At 73.9% G+C, this 23,065-nt stretch carries 23 protein-coding genes; 16 read left to right on the plus strand and 7 right to left on the minus strand.

Annotated elements, in window-relative coordinates; genetic code table 11:
• Window positions 1-71: 71 nt before the first annotated feature.
• Window positions 72-1,502 (minus strand): oligosaccharide flippase family protein, encoded by a 1,431-nt coding sequence (locus E2C05_RS07495; RefSeq protein WP_275670494.1) that lies wholly within the window; start codon window positions 1,500-1,502, stop codon window positions 72-74.
• A gap of 218 nt (window positions 1,503-1,720) precedes the next feature.
• On the opposite strand from E2C05_RS07495, the gene E2C05_RS07500 reads away from it, so the two are divergent.
• Window positions 1,721-2,623: a hypothetical protein gene (locus E2C05_RS07500; RefSeq protein WP_133218994.1), complete on the plus strand. Its 903-nt coding sequence runs from the start codon at window positions 1,721-1,723 to the stop codon at window positions 2,621-2,623.
• Between the two features lie 126 nt (window positions 2,624-2,749).
• Here E2C05_RS07500 and E2C05_RS07505 read toward each other — a convergent pair whose 3' ends face one another.
• Entirely contained in the window at window positions 2,750-3,643 is an 894-nt protein-coding gene (locus E2C05_RS07505) for a glycoside hydrolase family 16 protein (protein ID WP_133218995.1), read from the minus strand.
• Complete coding sequence (locus E2C05_RS07510) at window positions 3,640-4,257, minus strand: WcaF family extracellular polysaccharide biosynthesis acetyltransferase (protein ID WP_200305432.1); 618 nt, start codon at window positions 4,255-4,257, stop codon at window positions 3,640-3,642. Before E2C05_RS07510 ends, E2C05_RS07505 begins: the two co-directional genes overlap by 4 nt.
• Before the next feature lie 504 nt (window positions 4,258-4,761).
• On the opposite strand from E2C05_RS07510, the gene E2C05_RS07515 reads away from it, so the two are divergent.
• Window positions 4,762-5,433: a phosphoribosyltransferase gene (locus tag E2C05_RS07515; RefSeq protein WP_158291995.1), complete on the plus strand. Its 672-nt coding sequence runs from the start codon at window positions 4,762-4,764 to the stop codon at window positions 5,431-5,433.
• Window positions 5,397-6,125, plus strand: coding sequence for an HAD family hydrolase (locus tag E2C05_RS07520; RefSeq protein ID WP_133218997.1), 729 nt, complete (start codon window positions 5,397-5,399; stop codon window positions 6,123-6,125). The genes E2C05_RS07515 and E2C05_RS07520 overlap by 37 nt, the downstream gene beginning before the upstream one ends.
• Before the next feature lie 400 nt (window positions 6,126-6,525).
• Here the strand turns inward: E2C05_RS07520 and E2C05_RS07525 are convergent, their stop codons facing one another.
• The 3 genes from E2C05_RS07525 to ygfZ are packed head-to-tail and all read right to left on the minus strand — an operon-like array spanning window position 6,526 to window position 8,269.
• Window positions 6,526-6,960: a methyltransferase family protein gene (locus E2C05_RS07525; RefSeq protein ID WP_133218998.1), complete on the minus strand. Its 435-nt coding sequence runs from the start codon at window positions 6,958-6,960 to the stop codon at window positions 6,526-6,528.
• 19 nt (window positions 6,961-6,979) lie between these two features.
• Window positions 6,980-7,414, minus strand: coding sequence for a DsrE family protein (locus tag E2C05_RS07530; protein WP_133218999.1), 435 nt, complete (start codon window positions 7,412-7,414; stop codon window positions 6,980-6,982).
• 27 nt (window positions 7,415-7,441) lie between these two features.
• Window positions 7,442-8,269, minus strand: coding sequence for a CAF17-like 4Fe-4S cluster assembly/insertion protein YgfZ (gene ygfZ, locus E2C05_RS07535; RefSeq protein WP_240046635.1), 828 nt, complete (start codon window positions 8,267-8,269; stop codon window positions 7,442-7,444).
• 78 nt (window positions 8,270-8,347) lie between these two features.
• Between ygfZ and E2C05_RS07540 the strand changes: the two genes are divergently transcribed.
• The 7 genes from E2C05_RS07540 (at window position 8,348) to E2C05_RS07570 (ending at window position 16,260) form a co-directional block, all read left to right on the plus strand.
• Window positions 8,348-9,271 (plus strand): glycosyltransferase family 9 protein, encoded by a 924-nt coding sequence (locus E2C05_RS07540; RefSeq protein WP_133219001.1) that lies wholly within the window; start codon window positions 8,348-8,350, stop codon window positions 9,269-9,271.
• Between the two features lie 94 nt (window positions 9,272-9,365).
• On the plus strand, window positions 9,366-10,190 hold the full coding sequence (locus tag E2C05_RS07545) for a glycosyltransferase family 2 protein (RefSeq protein ID WP_133219002.1): 825 nt from the start codon (window positions 9,366-9,368) through the stop codon (window positions 10,188-10,190).
• A gap of 10 nt (window positions 10,191-10,200) precedes the next feature.
• Window positions 10,201-11,217 carry a glycosyltransferase gene (locus E2C05_RS07550; RefSeq protein ID WP_133219003.1) on the plus strand — a complete coding sequence of 339 codons (1,017 nt, stop codon included), beginning with the start codon at window positions 10,201-10,203 and terminating at the stop codon, window positions 11,215-11,217.
• Window positions 11,218-11,345: 128 nt separating this feature from the next.
• Entirely contained in the window at window positions 11,346-12,407 is a 1,062-nt protein-coding gene (locus E2C05_RS07555) for a glycosyltransferase (RefSeq protein ID WP_133219004.1), read from the plus strand.
• Window positions 12,407-14,167 carry an asparagine synthase (glutamine-hydrolyzing) gene (gene asnB, locus E2C05_RS07560; protein WP_133219005.1) on the plus strand — a complete coding sequence of 587 codons (1,761 nt, stop codon included), beginning with the start codon at window positions 12,407-12,409 and terminating at the stop codon, window positions 14,165-14,167. Before E2C05_RS07555 ends, asnB begins: the two co-directional genes overlap by 1 nt.
• 251 nt (window positions 14,168-14,418) lie before the next feature.
• Complete coding sequence (locus E2C05_RS07565; protein WP_133219006.1) at window positions 14,419-15,750, plus strand: dihydroorotase; 1,332 nt, start codon at window positions 14,419-14,421, stop codon at window positions 15,748-15,750.
• 84 nt (window positions 15,751-15,834) lie between these two features.
• Entirely contained in the window at window positions 15,835-16,260 is a 426-nt protein-coding gene (locus E2C05_RS07570) for a GFA family protein (RefSeq protein WP_133219016.1), read from the plus strand.
• A gap of 180 nt (window positions 16,261-16,440) precedes the next feature.
• On the opposite strand, the gene E2C05_RS07575 is transcribed toward E2C05_RS07570, so the two are convergent.
• Window positions 16,441-18,501, minus strand: a complete 2,061-nt coding sequence (locus tag E2C05_RS07575) for a 4Fe-4S dicluster domain-containing protein (protein WP_133219007.1) — start codon at window positions 18,499-18,501, stop codon at window positions 16,441-16,443.
• A gap of 216 nt (window positions 18,502-18,717) precedes the next feature.
• Here E2C05_RS07575 and E2C05_RS07580 point away from each other — a divergent pair, with 216 nt between their 5' ends.
• The 6 genes from E2C05_RS07580 to E2C05_RS07605 all read left to right on the plus strand — a co-directional run bounded on the left by E2C05_RS07580 (window position 18,718) and on the right by E2C05_RS07605 (window position 22,951).
• Window positions 18,718-19,371 carry a biotin/lipoate--protein ligase family protein gene (locus E2C05_RS07580; RefSeq protein ID WP_274607240.1) on the plus strand — a complete coding sequence of 218 codons (654 nt, stop codon included), beginning with the start codon at window positions 18,718-18,720 and terminating at the stop codon, window positions 19,369-19,371.
• Between the two features lie 89 nt (window positions 19,372-19,460).
• A complete protein-coding gene (locus E2C05_RS07585; protein ID WP_240046639.1) occupies window positions 19,461-19,988 on the plus strand; it encodes a DUF6505 family protein in 528 nt (175 codons plus the stop codon).
• Window positions 19,985-21,004: a DUF6352 family protein gene (locus E2C05_RS07590; RefSeq protein WP_133219010.1), complete on the plus strand. Its 1,020-nt coding sequence runs from the start codon at window positions 19,985-19,987 to the stop codon at window positions 21,002-21,004. Before E2C05_RS07585 ends, E2C05_RS07590 begins: the two co-directional genes overlap by 4 nt.
• Window positions 21,001-21,525 (plus strand): DUF3305 domain-containing protein, encoded by a 525-nt coding sequence (locus tag E2C05_RS07595; protein ID WP_133219011.1) that lies wholly within the window; start codon window positions 21,001-21,003, stop codon window positions 21,523-21,525. The genes E2C05_RS07590 and E2C05_RS07595 overlap by 4 nt, the downstream gene beginning before the upstream one ends.
• On the plus strand, window positions 21,522-22,217 hold the full coding sequence (locus E2C05_RS34160) for a DUF3306 domain-containing protein (RefSeq protein WP_200305271.1): 696 nt from the start codon (window positions 21,522-21,524) through the stop codon (window positions 22,215-22,217). Before E2C05_RS07595 ends, E2C05_RS34160 begins: the two co-directional genes overlap by 4 nt.
• Window positions 22,218-22,363: 146 nt before the next feature.
• The gene (locus E2C05_RS07605; RefSeq protein ID WP_133219012.1) at window positions 22,364-22,951 is read left to right on the plus strand and encodes a TorD/DmsD family molecular chaperone; all 588 of its coding nucleotides are present in this window, start codon (window positions 22,364-22,366) and stop codon (window positions 22,949-22,951) included.
• The last annotated feature ends 114 nt before the right edge of the window (window positions 22,952-23,065 follow it).

The raw sequence follows: 23,065 nt of genomic DNA on the forward strand, positions 1-23,065 counted from the left end.
GAGGTTGATAGTCGGCAATCGAATTTGACTGTGTCATGCGCGCCGCGCCGTCGTGAGGTGCGGCGTCGACGTCAGCCGGGGCGGGCTTCGGCCCGGTGCAGGAAGCGTCGCGCCACGTCGCGCGCATCCCGGTCCAGCAGGAGCAGCGCCGTGGCAAAGGTCGTGGCGCCAACAAGGGCCTTGCAAACGAGATCCGCCGCGACCGGCAACTGCGGCAGCGACAGGACGGCCATGGCCATTGCCAGCGTCGCCGTGAGCGATGGCAGAACGGCCCGAAGCTGCGTCGTGAGGTCGATGCCCGCGACTCGCCTGACGATGGGCAGGGTCGCAGCGGCCGTGACCATGGCCGGCAGGACCCACAGGACCACCGCCTGGGCCGGGTCCGAGGGCCGCAGCAGCAGCAAGCCACCCAGCGTCAGCACCAGCTGAATGACCGCGTTGTGGAAGGAGAAGCGCACATGCCCCAACGCCCGCAGCAGGAAGGAGCCGGCAAGCCGCAGGAAGCCCAGGGCGGCGCCGAGCGCGAGGATCTGCAGCAGCGGGACGCTGGGCATCCAGCCAGGTCCCAGCACCAGGGGAACGACATCACCAGCCACGAGCGCGAGACCAGCGAAGATCGGCAACGCCGCCGTCGTCACCATCTTGGTGACCAGGCGGTATGCCTCGGTCAGGGCCACCCGATCCGCTTGCTGCCGGGCGAGCACAGGAAAGCCGAGATTCATCAACTGTAGATTGAGAATAACCTGCGGAGTCGTGACCAGCCGGAAGGCCATGTTCACATAGCCGGCCGCGGTCAGGCCCAGCAGCCCGGCGACCAGCATCGTGAAGCCCTGCAGCCGCGCGCCGGACAGCGTGTGCATTGCCGCATTCGGCAGCGCGAAGCGGACCAGCGGCCGCAGCGCGGCGACCGACAGGGTGCGGCGTGGCCGCCAGCCGGACCGCCAGGCCAGCAGCGCGGCATTTGCCGCAGCCGCGACCGTGAACTGGGTGACAAGCCCCCAGGCGCCCGCGCCGGCTGCCGCCACGCCGATGCCGGCGCTCGCGGCCAGCAGGCGGGAGAGGATCGTCGACTGCGCGACCCGGTCGTGTCGGAATTCCCGGCGGAGGCGCGCATTCATGATGCCGGTCGCGCCGCTGAAGGGCAGCGATGCCGCCGCCGCCAGCAGAAGCGCGGCGTCCCGGGCCCATCCAGGACCCGCCAGGGCGCAACCGCCGGCAGCGACCATCAGCCCGAGCAAGCCTGCCCACTGGACGACCCAGAAGGCGGACGCAAAGGCATCCTCGCCGGCCTCGCGGTGCTGGATCAGGGCATCGTGGAAGAAGCCCTCGACATAGAGATTGACCAGCTGGACCAGCCCGATCAGCAGGGCCGCGCGGGCGAACTCGCTGGGCCCGACCAGCCGCGCCATCAGCAGCATGGTGCCGAGCATCAGCAGCGTGTTGACCATGGTCTCCGCTGTGATCCAGGCGACGGAGCGCCGGTTCAGTCCGTTCGGCGGCACGGCATCCTCGATCGGTGCATGGACCTGGCCCGTTCGCGCTGGCTGGCGTTCGCGCTGGCTGGCGCGGCCTAGGTCACGGCGCGCTTAGCACGCGCCGGTCCGGTGGGACTCTCACAGTCGCGGAACCGCGAGGCGAGCGATTTGCCTCGGAGCAGCGGCTGTGGTGTGTTGCGCCCGCCCGGGTCGGGCGATCATGGCAGGTGCTGCGAAATTCCAGGATGCCGTCTGCGACAACGACAAGCTCCGCCAAGGGCACCGCCGGCAGCATCCTCGTCACGGGATCGGACGACGCCTTCTTCCCCTTCGCGCGCGACCTCATCGAATCGCTGCTGGCCGGCGGCGCCAACGACCGCAGCATCGGCTTCCTCGATCTGGGTCTCGCGCCGGATCAGCGACACTGGCTGGAAGGGCGGGGCGTGCTGGTACGCGCGCCGCAGACCCGCCTGCGCCATCGTCAGCGGCCCGACCGCGGCCTCGCCCGCATGGGGTATCTGGCGCGGCCCTTCCTGCGGGAGGTCTTCCCCGACTTTGGCCTCTATGTCTGGCTCGACGCGGACACCTGGCTGCAGGATGTGGCGGCGCTGCAGGCGCTGGAAGACGGGGCGTGGGCGAAGGGGGCCGCCATGGTCCGCCAGGATGACCCGGCCTACCGTTTCTGGCCCTGGCTGATCGCCTGGCAGTTCAAGCATTTCATCCGCGGCTACGGGCTGGGGAATGGGCTCCGCCTCGGCCTGCGGGCCCATATCAACAACGGCGTCTTCGCCATGGCGGCGCAGGCGCCGCATTGGGATGCCTGGTGCCGGCGCTACCAGTCGGCGATCGACCGCACGGGCGACGATGCGCCGCACGACCAGTTCGGCCTGAATGCCGCGATCTATCTCGACCGCCTGCCGGCCACCTTCCTGCCAGCGACCTGCAACTGGATCTGCAACCTGGCAACCCCGATGTGGGATGCGACGGCGGGCCGCTTCTGCGCGCCCTATCCGCCGCATGCCCCGATTGGGGTGCTGCACCTGGCCGGGCCCGCGAAGGCGAACAGCTTCGACATCCGCACCACCAGCGGCAGCACATGGCATGGGCCGCTGCGGTACGGGGCCCGGCACGGCCGGACGGTGGGATAGCGCCGCCGGCGCGGATCAGGGCCGGGCAGCGACCCCCATGCTGCGATCGGCCTGCATGCGCCGATGGTCGCCCCAGCCGGGCCCGACGATGCGAATGCCTGTCGTCGTGCCGCTTGCCGCCCGGCCTCAGACCGCGTGGACGCGGATCCAGTCGATGTCGAACTGCCCTGGAAAGACCGTGCTGTCGTCCGGCGGGCCGGGCCAGGATTGCGGCGCACCGATGCCGAGGCCGATCACCATGAACATCGGGCCGCACCGCTCGCGATACGCGGCCACCATGGGCTCGGTGGCGCGATAGGTCTCCGCGCCGTCCACATACCAGACGATGCGGTCCGGCGCCCAGAGCAGGCCGTAGGTATGGAAGCCTTCCGACCAGTCGAAGGGCGCGTGCCATTCCTGGTGGTTGGTCCATTTGGGCTTGGACCAGTTGTCATGCGCGGTCTGGTAGACCGAGCGGGTCTGGTGCCCCAGGCACTCGAACATGTCGATCTCGCCCGAGGTCAGGTCCCTGCCATGGCGGATGCCGCCGTTCAGGTAGAAGGAACTCCAGAAGCTGCGCGTCCGCGCCATGCGGCAGCGGACCTCCCAGAAGCCGAATTTCTGTTCGAACCCGCCGGTGGTGCGGGCCCAGTGCGGGCCGTTGGCGGTGGTCAGGACGCCGCCGACATAGGGCTTGGGTGAGGTGGCGGCGTAGCGCGGCGGCACCGGCTTCGCCTCGATGCGCAGGAAGCCGCGGGCCACGGTGAAGGGATTGACCGGCGCCGGCTCGAAGGACGGGTCGGTCGCAACCGTCGATTCCTCGCCCCAGTAGCGATCCGGCACGGCGCTGAAATAGGCGTGATAGGGATCGAAGGGCCCGCCCTGGCGGCGCAGCAGCGGTCGGCGCGGATCGTCGAATTCCATGGCGAAGCGCAAAGCGCCTCTGCGCGGTGCCGTCTCCGCCGCACGCGCCGCGCCGCTGCCGGCCAGCAGCGCGCCGAGCGCGCGGCGGGGGATGCCGCCGACGGCAGCGCCCGTCATCGGCCGGCCGGGATGCGGGGGCCCAGCACGCGGGCCGGATGGCCGGCCGCCATCATCCCCGGCGGGATGTCCGACAGCACGACGGAACGGGCGCCGACGACCGCGCCGCGGCCGATGGTGACGCCGGGGCCGATGAAGCAGCCGGCCGCCACCCAGGCCTCATCCTCGATCACGATGGGTTCGCCGCGGATGGGAAAGGTCGGATCGCGATGGTCATGCGTTCCCGCGCAGAGATAGCTGCCCTGCGATACCACCGCATTGCGGCCGATGCTGATCGGGCCGAGGGAATAGATCTCCACGTCGTCGCCCACCCAGGCATGCGCGCCGATGCGGACCTTCCAGGGATAGGTGACGCGGACGCGAGGGCGGACCTGCACCCGCGGCCCGATCTCCGCGCCGAAGCAGCGCAGGATGAACCGCCGCCAGCCCTTGCAGATCTGCGGGGACGTCCGGAAGAGCAGCGACTGGATGATCCACCAGAACTGGACATAGACGGCGGAGCGGCCGCGGAAGCCACGCGGCAGAACGAAGCGCGACAGGTCCTGCACCGCGGCATCGCCGGGCATCTGCGGCGCTGGCGGCGCGGCGGTTTCGCTGTCCGGTCGTGCGAGCATCATGCCGTCCCTGGCCGTGGCAGGGCCAAGGTGGCCATCGAGACCGGAGGATGGAAAGGCGGTGGCGTCCCGATCAACGAAGCTGTGACGGAGGCCGTGTCATCGCGGCGTCCGCGCCCCGGCGCCCTCGATGCAGGACCGCACCTGGCGACGCCTTAGCCAGGCGGGCGCAGGACGGGGGTTGAATATCCCGCCGGGAAGAAAGCCTTCCGCGCGCGATGCGGGTTCTCATCGCCAATGGCGGCATCGCGTATCGATGCGCGTCGGCACGGCGATGGCGCGTCGCGTCCTGGCATGCGACAGGGGCATTGCGGTCCGGCTGCCATCGCCGACGGGATGGCGCGATGTGTCTGCAGGACGCGGCAGTTTCCTGCAGCCTGCGGCACGATGGCGAGGGGACGCCGACATGGTAGCGGCCGCCATCCGGGCCCATGCAGCCGGGGGTCGGATCACGCCTGCCGGCGGCTGCTGCGACGCGCCCGATTTGCAACAGGGATCTTCGACATGGCTCATTCGACCATTCTCGAACGCGAACGCTCCCCCGCTTACGGGAAGTACGCCGCGGCCCGGGACAAGATCTACATGACCATGCCGGAAGCGGTCAGCCTGTCCGAGGATCTGGCGGCCGAGATCGCTGCGGCCGGCGGCGTGCCCGATCTCGTCGTCGGGCTGGCGAATGGTGCCCTTGTCCCCGCCAAGATCGTCGCCGGGCAGCTCGGCGTGCCGTTCGAGATCGTGCAGGTCAGGCGCATCGGCAGCCGCTACAAGCAGTATCTCTTCCGCCTGAAGCAGATGCTCGGCCTGCCGAACTGGCTGGTGACGCTGCCGGTGCTGATGCCGCTGTGGCGGCTGCTGCAGACCCGGCACGAAACCCTGGAGGTCAGCCAGGACGGCTTCGGCTTCGACGTGACGGGCCGGGATGTCGTCATCGTGGATGATGCGATCCATACCGGCGCCTCGCTCCGGTATGTGCGGCAGCGGATCCAGGATGCCGGGGCACGCCGCATCCGGACGGCGGTCATCTGCTGGTACCAGGGGGAAGGCGATTCCGGATCCTGGCAGCCCGACATCTGGCTGCACAGGAAGGATCAGTACTATCCCTGGTCGAATGTCAGCCCGCACTATGCCGAATTCGAGGCGTGGCTGCGCCGCAACGGACTGGTGCTCTGGCAATGAAAGGGGATGCGTCCCTGCTGCTGCTCGACCTCGATGGCGTGGTCGTCTACGAGGCAATGCCGCCGGAGAGCCGGGAGCGGGAGATCCTCCTGCTGCACGACAACCTGCGCGAGACGCTCCGCGATCTCGGATGTCCGATCGTCGTCCTGACCCACCGCTCGCGGCGGGAGGCCCGCCGGATCCTGGCGGCCGCGGGCGTCCTCGGACCCGATGGACCCGTCCAGGACATCATGGCGGCCGAGGACCTTCTGCTGGCGGCGATGCGGACCGGGGGACCGATGCAGTTGCTGCGGCGCGGCCTCTGCAAGAGCTGGATCCTGCCGGTTGTCGAGGCACGGCATGGCGTGCCCCGCGGTCGCATGGCGTTCATCGATGATCGGGTGGACAATCTGGACGCACTCGGGCGGCATGGCGTCGGCCTGCGGCTGCACGCGCCATCGGGCTTCGTCGCCGATGGTCCCCGGATGGTCAGCTTCGACGTCGCGGATGCCGTCGCGGCAATCCGGCACTGGCAATCGGCGGGCGATGGCCCGGCCTGCGTGGCTCTGACGCGGCGTTGCTACGATGTCGCGCCCTGGCGCCGCACCGGGCTCCATACCCGGAAGGAAAGCCTGCACGCCTTCAACGCGGCGCGGATGGTGATGCGGCATCTGCGACAGGCCTTCGCCCGGCGCAGGGGCGATCCGGCGTGACGATGCCCCCGCAACGCCGTGTGGCAGCGGGGGCCTTGCCGGCCATGCGCCGGCATCGGCGTGGCGTTTGCATCCCGGGCCGCCGCGCGCTGGGGCTTCGGCCGAGGCTCCCTGCGGCCGGCCACCCTGGCGCGGGCCGCAGCACCTCGATCAGGCGGGGAAGCCGACCAAGACCCTGGCATGCGGCAGGATCGCCAGCGCCGCGCCCGGCGGCATGCCATGGTCAGGGCTGCGATGGCCGTCCGTGCCAGCCGCCGCGCCTGACGGGCAAAGCCTGCGCGGCGGCCATTCGCTACGGAAGCTGGGCCACCCTGGCGGCACGCCGCCCGGCATAACGGCGTGCCTGCCGCGCCGGCGCCACGGCGCGCGAGACCGGCATGGCGACGTCAGGACGGCGGCATCAGATCCAGCGACGGACCCGGGCGAGATAGGCTTCGTAGGGCGGGCCGAAGCGGCGGCGCAGATAGGCCTCCTCCCGCGCCACCACCAGCCGGTCCAGCACCAGGAAGCTCGCCGCCACCGCCAGCCAGGGCCAGAGATCGCCCAGCCGCAGCGCGATGCCGGCCGCCACCAGCAGGAAGCCCAGATAGATCGGGTTGCGGGAAAGCCGGAAAGGGCCGCGCTCCACCAGCGCCTGGTCCGGCTTGTGCGGCATGGGGTCCGTGCCGGCGCGGACCATCACCGCGACGGTCCAGACCGAGAGCGCGAGGCCGAGGCCCATCACCACGAAGGCCAGGCCGGGCTGCGGCGCCCCGGCCGGCAGCGGCGCCAGGCCGCGCAGCAGCCAGCCCAGCAGCACCAGCCCGCCGACCAGCAGCGGCGGCGGCACCCGCACGCCCGGGCCATGCCTGTCTTCAGGGCCGGATATAGGCATAGCCCTCCGCCTGCAGCCGGGCGAGCTCCACCACCCCCGCCGGCACCACATCCGCCTCCGGCACCGCGAACAGGGCCTCCCGCGCCAGGGACTGGCCGCGCAGGCTGTTGGCGCAGACCAGGAAGCGCGCCCCGCGCGCCCGCAGCGCCGCGACCTGTGCCGCCATCGCCGCATCCTCCGCCGCCCGCAGCAGCAGCCGCACGCCGGTCGCGTTCAGCACGCAGGCGAGGTCGAGCCGGGCGTCGCCCACCGCGTCGAGGTGGTTGCGCATGTTGCCCAGCGCGGTGCGCCAGGCGGCATGCTCCGGCCCGCCCTCATCGCCCACATGGTAGACAACCCTCTGCCGCGCCGGGGCGGCGGCGGCCGGCCCGGCGGCGGCGAACGCGATCCCGGCGGCGAGCCCCCGGCGCTGCATGGCGATCCTCCCTCCTGCCGCGCCAGCCTAGGCCGGTTCGCGCGCCGGCAGCATCATCCAGCTGGGGATGCGCGGCAGGAGCGCGGCGTCGCCGCAGCGCAGCGGGCGGCCGTCCAGCGCCTCCAGCCGCAGCTGCGCAATGCCCATGCCGTCGCGGCCGGACCGCATCTCGCCCGCCTCCGCCTCCCCGGCCAGCACCGGGGTGCCGGGCCCCGGCAGCGGCCCGTCCACCGCCACCGGCACCAGCCGGCGCTTGAGCAGTCCGCGATACTTGGTCCGCGCCGTCAGCTCCTGGCCCATGTAGCAGCCCTTGGTCCAGGAAATGCCGTGCAGCTCGTCGAAACCGGCCTCGAGCAGCACGGTCTGCTCCGGGACCAGGTCCTTCGACCCGTCGGGCAGCCCAAGGGCGAGGCGGTGGCGGTCCCAATCCTCGGCAGTCGCGTCGGTGGCGGGCAGCGGCGCCGGCGACAGGGCGCGCCAGCCGGCCTCCGGCAGCCGCGGGTCGGGCGCGGCCGGGATGCCCGCCGGCAGCGGCGCGCCGCCCCAGCCCGCCTGCACGGTGAACGCGCCGGAGGCATCGTGGACCGTGACCTTGGATCGCAGCCGGAACCGCGCCAGCCGCTGCGCCAGGGCCGGGGCCTGCGCCCTCTCGCAATCCAGCAGCAGGCGGTCATCCGCCGCCAGGACCAGCATGTCGGCCCACCACTTGCCCTGCGGGGTCAGCAGCGCGGCGAAGACCGCCCGCCCGGGGGCGGCCAGGGCGACATCGTTGGAGAGCAGGCCCTGGAGGAAGGCGACGCGGTCCTCGCCCGCCACCTCCACCACGCCCCGGTCGGGAAGATCGGCAATCGGCATGGCGGGAAGATGGGGGCGGCGGGGGCGGCGCTGCAACGGGTAGGGCGCGGGCCGCGGACATGCTACAGCCGCCGGGCCGTGCGCATCCTCTTCATCTCCTCCACCCGGATCGGCGATGCCGTGCTGTCCACCGGGCTGCTGGACCACCTGATCCGCACCCATCCGCATGCCAAGGTCGCGGTCGCCTGCGGCCCGGCGGCGGAGGGCGTCTTCGCCCGCATGCCGAACCGCGCCTGGACCATCGTGCTGGCCAAGCGCCGCTTCCGGCTGCACTGGTGGGAGCTGTGGCGGGAGGTCGGGCGCCAGCGCTGGGACATCGTGGTCGACCTCCGCGGCTCGGCCTTCGCCTGGATGCTGCGGGCAGGGCAGCGCTTCGTCATGCGCGGCGGCCGGCAGAAGGGGCATCGGCTGACGCATCTCGGGGCGCTGCTGGGCCTCGACCCGCCGCCCCTGCCGGTCGCCTGGTTCAACGCCGCCGACCGGGCGCGCGCCGCCGCGCTGCTGCCCGGCGAGGGGGGGCTCTGGATCGCCCTCGGCCCCACCGCCAACTGGGACCGCAAGGTCTGGCCGGCGGACCGCTTCGTCGCCCTGTTCCGGGCGCTGACCGCGCCCGGCGCGCCGCTGGCCGGCGCCCGCGCCGCGGTGCTGGGCGGGCCCGGCGCGCAGGAGGCGGCGATGGCCGCACCGGTGCTGGCCGCGCTGGGCGACCGCGCGGTGGACCTGGTCGGCCGGCTCTCCCTGCCCGAGGTGGCGGCGGTACTGGCCCGCAGCGCCCTGTTCGTCGGCAATGACAGCGGGCTGATGCATCTCTCGGCCGCGACCGGCACGCCGACGCTCGGCCTGTTCGGCCCCTCGCGCGTCGAGGAATACGCCCCCGCCGGCCGCCGCACCGCGACCGCCGTCGCGCCCGGCAGCCCGGCGCTGGATTCCATGCCGGGCCTGACGCTGGAGGCGGCGCTGGCGGCGGCGCAGGGGTTGCTCGACAGGCGGGCGGCGGCGTGACCATGCCAGGCCCGACATCCCCCGCAGCGCGCCGGGGTCGCCGCGGCCTGCCCCTGCCGTCCCCCGGCCCCCTGCCGGCGGCAAGGGCAGCGGCATGAGCACGACCGCGACCGTCGCCGCGCCGGCCCGCGCGGCGGCCGCCCCGCGCCTGTCCGCCCTGGTCGTCGCCCGCAACGAGGCCGCGCGGCTGCCCGCCTGCCTCGTCAGCCTGGCGCCGGCGGACGAGATCCTGGTGGTGCTGGACCGCAGCACCGATGCCAGCGCCGACATCGCGCGCGCCCAGGGCGCCCGGGTGCTGGAGGGCGGCTGGGAGCTGGAAGGGGCGCGCCGCAATGCCGGGATCGCCGCCTGCACCGGCGACTGGGTCCTGGAGGTCGATGCCGATGAGCGGGTGCCACCCGCCCTGTGGGACGAGATCAGGCGCGTCATCGCCGCCTCCGCGCACCAGTACCACCGCGTGCGCATCGACAATTACGTGGGCGACCGGCTGATCCTGCATGGCTGGGGCGGCAGCTTCGGCACGACGCTCAAGCCCATCCTGTTCCGGAAGGGCGCCAAGCATTGGCGCGGCCAGCGCGTGCATCCGGGCCTGGACTGGACGGGCACCGAGGGCGAGCGCCTGACCGCGCATGGCATCCGGCACGAGGTGGACCGCGACATCTCCGACATGCTGCGGCGGCTGGACCGCTATTCCTCGGCCAAGGCGGCGGACCTGCTGGCGGAAGGGCGGATCGGCTCGCTGCCCGACAATCTCCGCCGCTGCGCCTCCCGCATCGTCAAATGCTACATCGGCCGGAAGGGGTACAGGGAAGGCGGCTGGGGCCTGCTGATCGCGCTCTGCGCCGGGCTGTTCCCCCTGCTGTCGCATCTGAAGGCGCGGCTGGAGCCGGAGCGCCACCGCCCGGCGCCGCCGGGATGAGCGGGGCGGCTTGCGCATCCTGATGGCGACGGAGGGGCCGCGTCTCGGGCCCGGCGACTTGGCGGCGCGACCGCTGGGCGGGGTCGAGACCGCCTTTGCCCTCCTGGCACAGGCCTTCGTCCGGCGCGGGCACGACCTTGAACTGCGTGCCGGCGACGGACCGCCCGAGACGCGGGACGGGTTGCGCTGGGCCCCGCTGGCCACCGGCGGCGCGGCTTGTGATCTCGTCCTTGCCAATCGCCTGCCGCGGCTGTTCCGGGCGCTGCCGGCGGGCCGCCGCGTGCTCTGGCTGCACAATCCCGGCGGCTACCTGCGCAAGCCGCGGCATCTGCTGCCGCTCCTGGCGGCCTGGCCGCGCCTCGTCACGCTCGGGCCCTCGCACAGCGCCAGCCTGCCGCGCATCCTGCCCTTCCGCCCCATCGAGATCCCGCTCGCCCTCGCCCCGCCCTTCGACGCGCCGCCCGCGCCGCGGCCGGCGCCGCCGCCGGTGGCCGTCTTCGCCTCCAACCCGCTGCGGGGGCTGGACTGGCTGCTGGATGTCTGGGCCAGGCGCATCCGACCGCTCCTTCCTTCGGCCGAGTTGCACCTCTATGCCGGCGCGGCCACCTATGGCGGCGATGCCCGCCTCGCCACCCGCGCGGCGCCGGTGCTGGCCCGGGCCGCCTCCCTGGCCGCGCAGGGCGTACGCCTGTTCGACCCGCTGCCGCGCCCGCTGCTCGCCGCAAGGCTGGGGGCGGCGCGGGTGATGCTCTATCGCGGCGATCCCGGGGAGACCTTCTGCCTGGCGGTGGCGGAGGCGCAGGCGCTGGGCCTGCCGGCCGTGGTGACGCCGCTGGGTTCGGTGCCGGAACGCGTGGCGGATGGCGTGACGGGCGTGGTGGCGCAAGACGACGGCGCCTTCGCGGAGGCCGCGCTGCGGCTGCTGTCGGACCGCCTGGCCTGGGATGCCATGCACCGTGCCGCCCTGGCGCGCGGCCCCGGCCCGACCTGGGACGCGGTCGCCGCCTGCTTCGAGGCGCTGGCATGAGCCGCCCCGGCCCGAGCCAGGCCCGAGGGGTCCAGGGGCCCCCTGGCCCTGGGTCGATCGGCGCCGCCGCCGGCGATGCTGCGGAGGGCAGGGTCCTCCGCGATCGGCCCCTCCGCGTCGCGCATGTGATGGCCGGCGCGGTCGTCGGCGGCGCCGAGGCCTTCTACGAACGCCTGACCCTGGCCCAACACGCGGTCGGCGAGCAGGTGCTGGCGGTGATCCGGGCGGAGCCCGGCCGCGCCGCCCGGCTTCGCGCCGGCGGGCTCGACCCGGTGGAACTGCCGATGGGCGGCCCCTTCGACCTGATGACCCGCCCGCGCCTGTGCCGGGCGCTGGCCGCCTTCGCGCCACGGGTCGTCGTCGCCTGGGCCAACCGTGCCGGCCGCTTCGCCGGCGCGGTGAAGCGGCGCGGCGCGCCCTGGACGCTGGTGGGCCGGCTCGGCGGCTACTACGACCTGAAATACTACCGCCATTGCGACCACCTGGTCGGCAACACGCAGGACCTGCGGGACTGGCTGGTGCGCCAGGGCTGGCCGGCGGCGCGGGCGCATTACGTGCCGAATTTCGCGCATGACTATGCCGGGGTGGCGCCCGTCGCGCTGCCCGGCGCCCAGCGCCTGCTGGCGCTGGGCCGGCTGCACCCGAACAAGGGCTTCGACCTGCTGCTGCACGCGCTGGCCCGGCTGCCCGGGGCGCATCTGTCCCTGGCGGGCGAGGGGAAGGAGCGGGCCTCGCTCGAACATCTGGCACGGGAATTGGGCGTGGCGGAGCGCGTGACCTTCCTCGGCTGGCGGCAGGATGCGGGGGCGCTGCTGCGCGGCTGCGATGTCTTCGTCTGCCCGTCCCGCCACGAACCGCTGGGCAATGTGGTGCTGGAAGCCTGGTCGGCCGGCGCGCCCGTCGTCGCCGCCGCGGCGCAGGGCCCGGTGGAGCTGATCCGCCCGGGCGAGACCGGCCTGCTGGTGCCGAAGGAGGATCCGGCCGCGCTCGCCACCGCCATCGCCGGTTTGCTGGCGAATCCTGCCCGCGCCGCCGCCCTGGCCGCGGCCGGCCGCGCCGAATTCGCCCGCGCCCATGCCGAGGCGCCGGTGCTCGCGCGCTGGCGGGAATTCCTGCGTTCCGTCGCGCCGGAAGGCGCGCGGGCCGATGATGCGCCGGACGGCGTGCCGATCCATGGGGAGGCGCGCTGATGTGCGGCCTTGCCGGCCTCGCGCTGCGCCAGGGCGAGAAGCCCGATACCGCCGTGCTGGAGGCCTTGGCACGCGCGCTGGCGCATCGCGGCCCGGACGGCGCCGGCCACCATGTCGCGGGCAGCGTCGCGCTGGCGCATACCCGCCTCGCGATCATCGACCTCGTCACCGGCGACCAGCCGCTGTTCGCCGGCCCGGCGGCGCTGGTGGCCAATGGCGAGGTGTACAACTACCGGGAACTGCGCGAGGCCAACCAGCTGCGCTGCACGACCAACAGCGATTGCGAGCCGCCGCTGCATCTGTGGCGGCGCGACGGCATCGGCTTCGCCGAGGGGCTGCGCGGCATGTACGCCATCGCGCTGGCCGACCGTGCGGCGCGGCAGGTGGTGCTGGCGCGGGATCCCTTCGGTATCAAGCCGCTCTACATCGCGGACGTGGCGGGCGGCATCGCCTTCGCGTCCGAGCCGCAGGCGCTGATCGCCGCCGGCCTGGTGCAGCCGCGGGTGCGCGCGGCGGCGCGGGCCGAGCTGCTGCAGCTGCAGTTCACCACCGGCGCGGAGACGATCTTCGAAGGCATCCGCCGCGTGCTGCCCGGCGAGACGGTGGTGATCGCGGACGGCGCCGTGACCGAACGCCGCCACCGCGCCGCGCTGCCGGAAGGGGGGCCGGAAGCGGCGACCGAGGCCGAGGCGCTGGCCCGGCTGGACGCCGCGCTGGAGGAGAGCGTGCTGCTGCACCAGCGCAGCGACGTGCCCTATGGCATGTTCCTCTCGGGCGGCGTGGACAGCGCCACGGTGCTGGCCATGATGGCGCGGCTGAACGACCGCCCGGTGCTGGCCTTCACCGCCGGCTTCGACGTGCCCGGCGCGGCGGATGAGCGTGCGCAGGCGGCGGCGCTGGCGGCGGCGACCGGCGCGCGGCACGTGACGGTGGCGGTCACCGAGCAGATGGTCTGGCGCCATTTGCCGGAGATCGTCGGCGCCATGGACGACCCGGCCGCCGACTATGCCATCATCCCCACCTGGTTCCTGGCGCGCCGGGCGCGGGAGGATGTGAAGGTCGTCCTCTCCGGCGAGGGCGGCGACGAGCTGTTCGGGGGCTATGGCCGCTATCGCGCCGCCATGCGGCCCTGGTGGCTGGGCGGCAAGGCGCCGCGCGCCCGCGGCAGCTTCGACCGGCTGCAGGTGCTGCGGGAGGCGCCGACCGGCTGGCGCGACGGCATCGGCGCCGCCGAGGCCGCGGCGGCGACCGGCGGCCGCACGCGGCTGCAGGCGGCGCAGGCGCTGGACGTGGCGGACTGGCTGCCGAACGACCTGCTGATCAAGCTGGACCGCTGCCTTATGGCGCATGGCGTGGAAGGGCGTACCCCGCTGCTGGACCCCGGCATCGCCGCCGCCGCCTTCCGCCTGCCGGATGCGCTGAAGGTGCAGGGCCACACCGGCAAGTGGCTGCTGCGGCAATGGCTGGCCCAGCGCCTGCCGGCGGCCGAGCCCTTCCGCCCGAAACAGGGCTTCACCGTGCCGATCGGCGCCTGGATCGAGCGCGTGGGAGACCGGCTGGGGCCCCTGGTCGCGGCGCAGCCAGGCGTCGCGGAGATCGCCCGGCCCGACCGGGTCGCGGCCCTGTTCCGCCATGCCGGCGGCGAGAAGCATCGCGGCTTCGCCGCCTGGCACCTGCTGTTCTACGCGCTCTGGCACCGCCGCCATGTCGAGGGGCGGCGCGGCACCGGGGATGTGTTCGAGGTGCTGGCGGCGCGCTGACGACGCGACGCACCGGCGCGCCCGGCCAGGCGCGTGCCGCCCTTCGCGTCCGCGCGGCTAGGCTGCCGCCGGGCACGCGGCGTGCCGCGGCCGGCCGTGGCTGCCCGACCTGGGCGGGCTTCCTGGCGACGATGGCCATCCTGCGCCGACGGCAGCGTGCCGGCCGCCTTGGCCGCCGGGGGCGGCATCGTCGGCCTGCGCGCGGCTTGTTATAGGACAGGCGGAACCCGGCCCCGAGGAGGACCCCGCCCATGGCATCCTACGACCTGATCCTGCGCGGCGGCGCCTGCGTGCTGCCCTGGGGCGTGGAGACCACCGATATCGGCGTGCGGGACGGCCGGATCGCCGCCCTGGGCGACCTGCGCCTGGCCACGGCCGCCGAGGAGATCGACTGCCGCAACCTGCATGTGCTGCCCGGGCTGATCGACGCGCATGTGCATCTGCGCGACCCGGGCGATGCGGCCGTGGAGACGCTGGAGACCGGGACGAAGGCCGCGCTGCTCGGCGGCCTGACCGCGGTGTTCGACATGCCGAACACCGCGCCCAGCATCACCGACCGGGAGAGGCTGGACTGGAAGCGCGACTACCTGGCGGGCCGCGCCTGGGTGGATGTCGGCCTCTATGTCGGTGCCAGCAAGAAGAACATCGCCGAACTGGCGGCGCTGGAACTGCAGCCGAATGTCTGCGCGGTGAAGGTCTTCGCCGGCAGCAGCACCGGCGATCTCCTGGTGGAGGACGATGCGTCGCTGGAAGCGGTGATGCGCAGCGGCCGCCGCCGCATCTGCTACCATTCGGAGGACGAGTACCGCCTGCAGGAACGCAAGCCGCAATTCACGTCCGGCATGCCGCACCGCAACCACATGGTTTGGCGCGACGTGGAATGCGCCCTGCTCGGCACGCGGCGGCTGATGGCGCTGGCCCGGAAGACCGGCCGCCCCGCGCATATCCTGCATGTCTCGACCGCCGAGGAACTGGCGTATCTGTGGGACTACCGCGACGTCTGCACGGTGGAGGTGCTGCTGAACCACCTGACCCAGACCGACGAGGCCTATGACCGCCTTGGCGGCTATGCCGTGATGAACCCGCCGATCCGCGACCAGCGCCACCTCGACGCCGCCTGGGCGGCGGTGCGCGACGGCACGGTGGATGTGGTGGGCAGCGACCATGCGCCGCATTCCCGCGCGGCCAAGGAACGCCCCTGGCCGGACGGCGCGGCGGGGCTGACGGGCGTGCAGACCATCGTGCCGCTGATGCTGGACCATGTCAGCGCCGGGCGCCTCTCGCTCTCCCGCCTCGCGGACCTGATGTGCGCGGGCCCTGCACGCGTCTATGGCGTGGTGGGCAAGGGCCGGCTGGCGGCCGGCTACGACGCCGACTTCACCCTGGTGGACATGCGGAAGCAGCGGACCATCGAGGAAAGCTGGATCGTCTCCCCCTGCGGCTGGACGCCCTTCGCCGGGCATCGCTGCACCGGCTGGCCGGCGATGGCGGTGCTGCGCGGCCAGGTGGCGATGCGGGAGGACGCGGTGCTCGGCAGCCCCAGCGGCCAGGGCGTGGCGTATCTGGACGCGCGCGGCCACTGACCGTCACGGCCCTGTGCTTTCGCATGGCTTGGCCGCGCCGCCGGCGCGGTCCAGGCTGCGCCGCCAGCGATGGGGGTGGACACGATGCCGAGCTACAAGGGCGCCTGCTTCTGCGGCGCGGTCGAGATCGAGGTGACCGGCGAGCCGCATGGCATGGGCTATTGCCATTGCCGGTCCTGCCGGTCCTGGTCGGCCGGCCCGGTGAACGCCTTCACCCTGTGGTCGCCGGAGGCCGTGACGGTGACGAAGGGGGAAGCGCAGATCGGCACCTTCGCCAAGACCGACAACAGCCATCGGCAATACTGCACGCAGTGCGGCGGCCACCTGATGACGCGGCACCCGCCGATGAACCTGGTGGATGTCTATGCCGCCACCATTCCGGACCTGCCCTTCAAGCCGGGCCTGCACGTCTTCTACGCCGAGACGGTGCTGCCCATCCGTGACGGCCTGCCGAAATTCCTGGATGTGCCGAAGGAGTTCGGCGGCTCCGGCGAGATGGCGACGGAGTAGCGTCCCCCTTGGCCGCGGGCGGCTGCGGCGAGGCGCGTGTCGTCAGGCGAGCACGTGCCGCGATGGCACAGGCCCGTCGGCGGGGGGTGAGCCGCGCGGATCGCAGGCCGGATCGCATGCGTCCGCGCCGCAATCCGCAACGGCGAGGGGCTTGCGCGTCCAAGGGACCGCGCGGCCGCCCTATTCCTCGCGGGCGGCGGCGGCCCGGGCCCGCTCCGCCTCCCGCAGCCAGTCCTCCGTGGTCTTGGTGACCGGCCGCGGCGGGCCGGCATAGGGGTCGAGCCCGCCGAAGGTCGCCTCGATGGCGCGGCAATCCTCGCACATGTCCAGCACGGCCAGGCGTTGCGGGTCCGCGAACATCCAGTGCCCGCCGGCGCCGAGCTTCGCCTTCACCCGGTCGATGCTGCTGCGCGTGCCGAAGGCCTTGCTGCAGCGTGTGCAGAGCGCCGGCTCCTCCTCCTTCACCACCTGCGGCTGCGCGGCCGTCTCGGCGAAGTTCAGCCGCGGCTCCAGCGTGATGACCTTCTCGGGGCAGGTCGCGGCGCAGAGGCCGCATTGCACGCAGGCATCCTCCAGGAAGCGAAGCTGCGGCGTCTCCGGGTTCGCCGAGAACGCGCTCGTCGGGCAGACCATGGTGCAGGCGAGGCAGAGCGTGCAGCCCTCCGCCGCGACGCGCGCCAGGCCGGAGGGCGCCTTCTCCGGCATCGGCACGACCGCCGGTGCCGCGGCCCCCGCCGCCGCATGCAGCCCGCGCAGCGCCAGCCGCAGCACCTCCCGCGGGGTGCCGAGCGGCAGGAATTGCGCCGGCGCCCCAGGCGCGCGCAGCGCCAGGGCGGGGGCCAGCGCCTCGGCCAGGGTGAAGGGATCGTCGGTCTCCACCGTCGCGGCCCGGGGCAGCGCCGCCGCCAGCCCCAGCCCATCCAGCGCCGCGCCGACATAGTCGAGGTTGCGGCGCAGCCCCTCCGTCCCATGCGCGCGCCGGCCCGGCAGCAGCACCCGCAGCCCGGCGGCGCCCCAGGCAAATGCCGCCGCCAAGGTCGCCAGGTCCAGCTGCGAGACCTCGTTCACCCGCAGCGGCAGCACCCGTGCGGGCAGGCCGTCGCCATGCCGCGCCAGCGCGTCGATCAGCGGCTCCCCATGCCCGGCATCGTGCAGCAGCAGCACGGCGTCGCGCCCGCCCGCCTCGGCATGGCCCAGCAGCAGGGCGCGCAGCCGTGCCAGCGTCGTCGCCGGCGGCGGCAGGGCATAGGTCGCCGCGCCGGTCGGGCAGACCGCGGCACAGGCGCCGCAGCCGGCGCAGATCTCGGCGGAAATCACCACGCTGTCCTTCCCGGGCGTGATCGCCCCGGTCGGGCACAGATCCAGGCAGCGGGTGCAGCCCACCCGCCGGTTGCGGCTATGCGCGCAAAGCCCGGCATCGAAGGTCACGAAGCGTGGCTTGTCGAACTCGCCGACCAGCCCGCACGCCTCGGCGACCAGCCGTTCCACCGCCGCGGCATCGGCGGGATCGGCGCGCAGGTAGCCCGGCCGCACCGCATCCGCCGGGAACAGCGGCGGGCCGCCGGTCAGATCCAGCAGGAGGTCGCAGCGGCTCGTCGCCCCGTCCCGCGCCGCGCCCCAGTGATAGGCGGCGCGGGACGCGGGGGAGGGCGCGGCATAGCCATCCACCACCACCTCGAAATGGCCGAGATACCCGGTCGCCGTCCGGGCCCTGCCGCGCAGCACGGGGAAGGCGGCCGCGCGCGCCGGCTGCACCGGCTCCGTCCCGGTCAGCAGCACCGTCAGGTCGAGACGGTCCGCCAGGCGCTCCGCCGCCGCCAGCGCCGTCGCGTCGCGACCCAGCACCAGGGCCACGCCCTCGCTCCGCAGCGGCACCACCGGCGTCGGCGGCAGCGGCACCGCGGCGGCGGCCAGCAGCCCCGCCATCTTCGGGCCGGCAGCGGCGCCGTCCTTCGCCCACCCGCCCGTCTCCCGCACATTCACGAAGGCCAGCGGCGCGGTGGCGCCGGCCGCTTCGGCCTCCTGCCCGAAGAGCGGCGCTTCCTGCGTGCAGGCGACCGTCACCGGCCGCCCCTCCCCCAGCGCCACCAGGAAGCGGTCCAGCTGTGCCCGGCAGAGCTGTTCGGCCATGCGCAGCTCCGTCCCGCGCGCCGCGCAGCCGCGGGCCAGCGCCTTGCCGTCCAGGACCATCGTGTCCTCGCAGCTGCAGACGAACTCGATCCTGGCGTCCCGCTCGCTCATGCAGCCTGTGGTCCTCGGGCGGCCGCTGCCATGCCGGTCGGCGCGGCTGGCCTGCCCGTCCAATGGGGGAGGGTGGGGAAGGGCGCGCGCCCTCCGCCGGCCCGCGCGCCAGGATGCCGGGGCGCCTGGGCGCGGCGGGCCGCAGCCCATATATGCGCGCCACCCTGCCCTTGCGACCCACCCGACGGAGCCGCGCCGATCTCGGACCTGCCGCCCCTGCCGACCGTCTTCGCCTCCTTCCCGCTGCGGGAGGGCGGCGATGCCATGGCCCGTGCCCAGGCCCTGGCGCCGGAGCGCGGGGCGGGGCTGCTCGCCTGGGTGCGCTCCTCCGTCCGGGCCGAGGCTGCGGTGGTGCTGGAACCCGAGCTGCCGCTGGCCGCCGCCCGCCTGGCATTGCTGGCCGGCGCCAATGCCCTGGCCGATGCGCTCGCCGCCGAAGGCCCGCCCGAGATCCCGGTGCAATTCGCCTGGCCCGGCATCCTGCTGGTGAACGGCGCCCGCTGCGGCGTGGTGCGCCTGGCCGCCCCGCCCGGCACCGCGGAGGACGCGGTGCCGGACTGGCTGGTGCTGGGCATGGAGGCCCGCGTGACGCTGACCCTGCCGATGGAACCCGGCGAGGTGCCGGACCTGACCGGCCTGGCGGAGGAGGGATGGGAGGGGCTGAGCGTGCCCGACCTCACCGCCGGCTGGGCCCGCCACCTGATGGCCGCGCTGGACGATTGGCAGGCCCGTGGGCCGAAGCGGCTGATCGAGCGCTACCTCGCGCGGCTTCTCGACGCGAGCGACGCCCGGCGCGGGGTGGACCCGAACACCTGCGAACTGGTCATCGAACGGGACGGCGCCACCAGCCGCCGGGGCCTGACACCATGACCACGCGAGACCGTGGCTCGCCCATCGGCGGCGGTGCCGCCAATCCCGCAAAGGGCGCGAAGCCCCCCTTGGAACCCCCCCTTTCGCGGTTGCCCCGCACCATCCGGCTGGATCCCTCGGACCTCGTCGTGTTCGGCCGCGCCGCCGAACCGGGCGAATGGGCGGTGCCCGGCGGCTTCGACTTCTGGGACGAGGACCCGGAGGCCCTGACCGGCAAGCGCCGGCAGGAATTCCGCGCCGGCTTCCTCGGCCTGGGCAGCTTCGGCTTCTCGACCCTGGTCGAGGTGGCCGAGGCCACGCCCGAAGACCGCGAGGCCGCCACCGCGGCGCTGGCCGCCCATATCCGCGCCGCCTATGGCGCGCCGGACGCCGCCACCGCCCGCGCCGCGGCGGAGGAGGAAATCGCCTTCGCCGCCTCCCTCTGCGGCCATCCGCCCGGCACCGTCCTCGCCCTGGCCCGGAGCATGGAGGACGGTGCCGTGCGCGAGCGCTTCCGCACCCTGCACCGCCGCGAAACCCCCCACGGCGATTTCGGCCGCCTGCCGGTCTTCGCCATCCTCGAGAGCGAGGGCGAGGCGCCCGAACATCCCGACCTGACGAGCCTGCCCCCGCGATGAGTGATTTCTGGGTCGCCTCCGGCCACCTCTTCTGCGACCGCGACGCCGCCGGGCGCCTGGTGCCGACGCCCGATCTCTGGCGGGCCTTCCTCGCCCGGCCGGAGCTCCTCCCGCCGGAGGAGGCCTGCGATGCCGAACTGGCCCTGCACACCGGTCTTCTCGCCGACCCGCTGCGGCCGGTGCCGCCGGCGCAGCTCGCCGCCCTCGCCGACGCGGATGCGCGGGAGAACTGGCAGGTTTTCCTGGGGTTCCGCGACCGGGTGCAGGCCCAGGCCAGCCTGGAAGCCGCCTGGCTGTCGCTGTTCCGCGGGAACGTCGCGGGCATCCCGCCGCTCTTCCTGCAGATGCTGACGCACCTGATCGCCCGCGCGGCGCTGGAGGGGGAGAGCGACGCCTACACCCTGCGCGCCGGCGAACTCCTGTTCCGGCCGCAGCGCGCCGCCATCCACCAGGGTGCGACCCTGCTGGCCGACGAGGAGCATCTCGATGCCCGCGCCGCCGATGGCGACCTGGGCACGATCGGCCGGCTGCTGACCGAGGCCGGGGCGCCGCCTCGGACGGTGGAGCTGGATGTGCTCTCCGACGCCCTGGCGCCAGGCTACCGCGCCCGCTCGGACGCGCATGACCTCGCCCTCGACATTGCCGAGGGGCGGCCCGGCCAGCATGGCATGGCCCGCGCGCTGGAGCGCTTCATCGGGCATGTCTTCGGGGAGGCGGTGACGATCCGCCCCGCCCCGGTGATCGAGGATCCGGCCTGGACCTGGCATGTCGGCCTGGACACCGAGGCGACGGCGATCGCCAACGACCTGTGGCATGGCCGGCCGGTGGCGCAGGCGCGGCTGGCGCGCATCCTCTGGCTGGGCGTGCTGGAATTCGCCGATGCGACGCGGGTGCTGCCGCGCGCCGCCGGCCGGCCGGTCTACCTGGCGCTGGCGATGGATGCGGCGCAGCGCGTGCGCATGAAGCCGCAGAACCTGGTCGGCCTGCCCCTGGTCGCGGCGGAGGCCGGCGCATGACCGGCCGCCTGGAAGTCCCCGGCACCCTCCGCATCCCGGTCGCCGTGCTGGCGGAGCGCCGGCCGGGCGTGACCCCCTGGGCCGAATGGTCCTGGCGGGCGGTGGAGGTGCTGGAGGAGGCGCCGCCGGTCCCGCCCTGGACCCTGCTGCGGGAGGAAGCCGGCCGCAGCCTGTTCTTCGCCGGCACGGCGGAGGTGACGCTGCACCCGACCGACACCGCCAACTACCGCGACAACCTGGCCGCCACGCCGCCCCTGGTCTGGGTGGTGCTGCGCCCCGGGCCGGGGGAGCCGGGGTTCGACCTGCACCTGGTCACGCTCGACCCCGGGGAGGCCGAGACCTACGCGGAATCCGGCAACGACCTGCTGGAGAGCCTGCCCCTGCCGCCCGGCCTGCGCGCCGCGGCGGAGACGTTCGTCGCGCAGCATCATGTCGAACGCGGCTTCCACAAGCGGCGCCGCGACCGGCTGGACCCGCAGGCGATGTCGCGCCGTCGCGGCGGCGGGGACGGGGAGGGATGAGCGAGGAGGAGCGCCCGGGCGAGGGGTTCTTCGGCCGCTGGTCCCGCCGCAAGCGCGCCGCCGCGGCGGGCCTGCCGGTGGAGGAGGTCGCCGCCCCGGCGCCCGACCTCGCGCCGGCGCCGCGGCCCGTGGACGGGCCGCATCCGCCGCCGGTCGCCGCCGCACCGGCCGCCGAACCACCACTGCCGGAGCCGGCATTCGACCCGGACAGCCTGCCGCCGGTCGAGAGCCTGACCGCCGAGAGCGACATCGCCGCCTTCCTCCGGCCGGAGGTGCCGTCCGCGCTGCGCCATGCCGCGCTGCGGCGGGCCTGGAGCCTGGACCCGGTCATCCGCAGCTATGTCGGCCCGGCCGATTATGCCTGGGATTTCAATGCGCCCGATGGTGTGCCGGGTTTCGCCCATGCCCTGGGCGGCGACCTGACGCGGCTGCTGGCCCAGGCGGTCGGCATGGCCACGCCCGAGGCAGCGGAGCCGCCGGCCGAGCCGGCTGCCATGCCCGAAGCGACCGAGGCGGAGGCCGCGCCGACGCCGGCGCCGCTGCAGGTCGCATCGCCCCTGGCCGACCCGGCGCTGCCGCGTCCGGCCGCTGCCGCAGTCCCGTCGCAGGCGATGGCCGACCCTGTCGGGACGCCGGAACCGGAGCCGCCACCGCCGCGCCCCCGCCGCCATGGCAGCGCACGCCCCGCCTGAGACGCCGTGCCAGGATCCCGCGCCGCAGGCCCGGGAAGGGGGCGGCGCCCGACGGACCCTTCGGTCGCCCGGCCCGCGCGGGGCCGTGAAGAAGCGTCTTGCCAAGCCCAAGCGGTGACGTCAGGTATCAGGATCGGGAAAGAACCATGACCGGGGACGCACAGATCGATCTGGTGGATGTCGAGCGGGCGCAACTATTCGCCCTGCTCGGCCGCCTGCTCGCCGCCCCGCCGGAGCAGGACCTGCTGCGGCGGCTGGCGGCGCTTGCCGGCAATCCCAACCCGGTCGGGCAGGCCATCCAGGCGCTGGCCGCCGCCGCCGGCGCGACCGACCCGGTGTCGGTGGAGCGGGAGCATTTCGACCTGTTCATCGGCGTCGGCCGCGGCGAACTGCTCCCCTACGCTTCCTACTACCTGACCGGCTTCCTGCATGAACGCCCGCTGGCCGAGTTGCGCGGCGACCTCGGCCGCCTGGGCGTGGCGCGGGGCGAGGGCGTGGCGGAGCCCGAGGACCATATCGCCTTCCTCTGCGAGACGCTGGCGGGGCTGATCGCCGGCCGCTTCGGCGACCCCGCGGCGGCCGGGCCCTTCTTCCAGCGCCATCTCCGCCCCTGGGCCGGCCGGTTCTTCGCCGACCTGGAAGGCGCCGCGCCCGCCCGGTTCTACCGCGCCGTGGGCGGGCTGGGGCGGCTGGCCGTGGAGATCGAACAAGCGGCGGCGGAATTGCCGCCATGACCGGGGACCAGGAACGATGAGCAAGGAAAGGGAGGATCGGGCGCCGGCGCGGCGGGGCCTGCTGCGGGCGCTGGGCATCGGCACCGCGGCCGCGGCGGCCGGCGCCGGCGGCGC

This window comes from Paracraurococcus ruber, assembly GCF_004353985.1.
In the GTDB taxonomy this organism is placed as follows: domain Bacteria; phylum Pseudomonadota; class Alphaproteobacteria; order Acetobacterales; family Acetobacteraceae; genus Paracraurococcus; species Paracraurococcus ruber.

What these genes read in the sequence shown, in the direction of transcription:
- E2C05_RS07570 (WP_133219016.1), top strand. Translation starts at nt 15,835, where the DNA reads ATGCCGAGCTACAAGGGCGCCTGCTTCTGCGGCGCGGTCGAGATCGAG.
- E2C05_RS07590 (WP_133219010.1), top strand. Translation starts at nt 19,985, where the DNA reads ATGAGTGATTTCTGGGTCGCCTCCGGCCACCTCTTCTGCGACCGCGAC.
- E2C05_RS07595 (WP_133219011.1), top strand. Translation starts at nt 21,001, where the DNA reads ATGACCGGCCGCCTGGAAGTCCCCGGCACCCTCCGCATCCCGGTCGCC.
- E2C05_RS07605 (WP_133219012.1), top strand. Translation starts at nt 22,364, where the DNA reads ATGACCGGGGACGCACAGATCGATCTGGTGGATGTCGAGCGGGCGCAA.
- E2C05_RS07530 (WP_133218999.1), bottom strand. Translation starts at nt 7,414, where the DNA reads ATGCAGCGCCGGGGGCTCGCCGCCGGGATCGCGTTCGCCGCCGCCGGG.
- ygfZ (WP_240046635.1), bottom strand. Translation starts at nt 8,269, where the DNA reads ATGCCGATTGCCGATCTTCCCGACCGGGGCGTGGTGGAGGTGGCGGGC.
- E2C05_RS07515 (WP_158291995.1), top strand. Translation starts at nt 4,762, where the DNA reads ATGGCTCATTCGACCATTCTCGAACGCGAACGCTCCCCCGCTTACGGG.
- E2C05_RS34160 (WP_200305271.1), top strand. Translation starts at nt 21,522, where the DNA reads ATGAGCGAGGAGGAGCGCCCGGGCGAGGGGTTCTTCGGCCGCTGGTCC.
- E2C05_RS07555 (WP_133219004.1), top strand. Translation starts at nt 11,346, where the DNA reads ATGGCCGGCGCGGTCGTCGGCGGCGCCGAGGCCTTCTACGAACGCCTG.
- E2C05_RS07575 (WP_133219007.1), bottom strand. Translation starts at nt 18,501, where the DNA reads ATGAGCGAGCGGGACGCCAGGATCGAGTTCGTCTGCAGCTGCGAGGAC.
- E2C05_RS07510 (WP_200305432.1), bottom strand. Translation starts at nt 4,257, where the DNA reads ATGCTCGCACGACCGGACAGCGAAACCGCCGCGCCGCCAGCGCCGCAG.
- asnB (WP_133219005.1), top strand. Translation starts at nt 12,407, where the DNA reads ATGTGCGGCCTTGCCGGCCTCGCGCTGCGCCAGGGCGAGAAGCCCGAT.
- E2C05_RS07565 (WP_133219006.1), top strand. Translation starts at nt 14,419, where the DNA reads ATGGCATCCTACGACCTGATCCTGCGCGGCGGCGCCTGCGTGCTGCCC.
- E2C05_RS07545 (WP_133219002.1), top strand. Translation starts at nt 9,366, where the DNA reads ATGAGCACGACCGCGACCGTCGCCGCGCCGGCCCGCGCGGCGGCCGCC.
- E2C05_RS07500 (WP_133218994.1), top strand. Translation starts at nt 1,721, where the DNA reads ATGCCGTCTGCGACAACGACAAGCTCCGCCAAGGGCACCGCCGGCAGC.
- E2C05_RS07505 (WP_133218995.1), bottom strand. Translation starts at nt 3,643, where the DNA reads ATGACGGGCGCTGCCGTCGGCGGCATCCCCCGCCGCGCGCTCGGCGCG.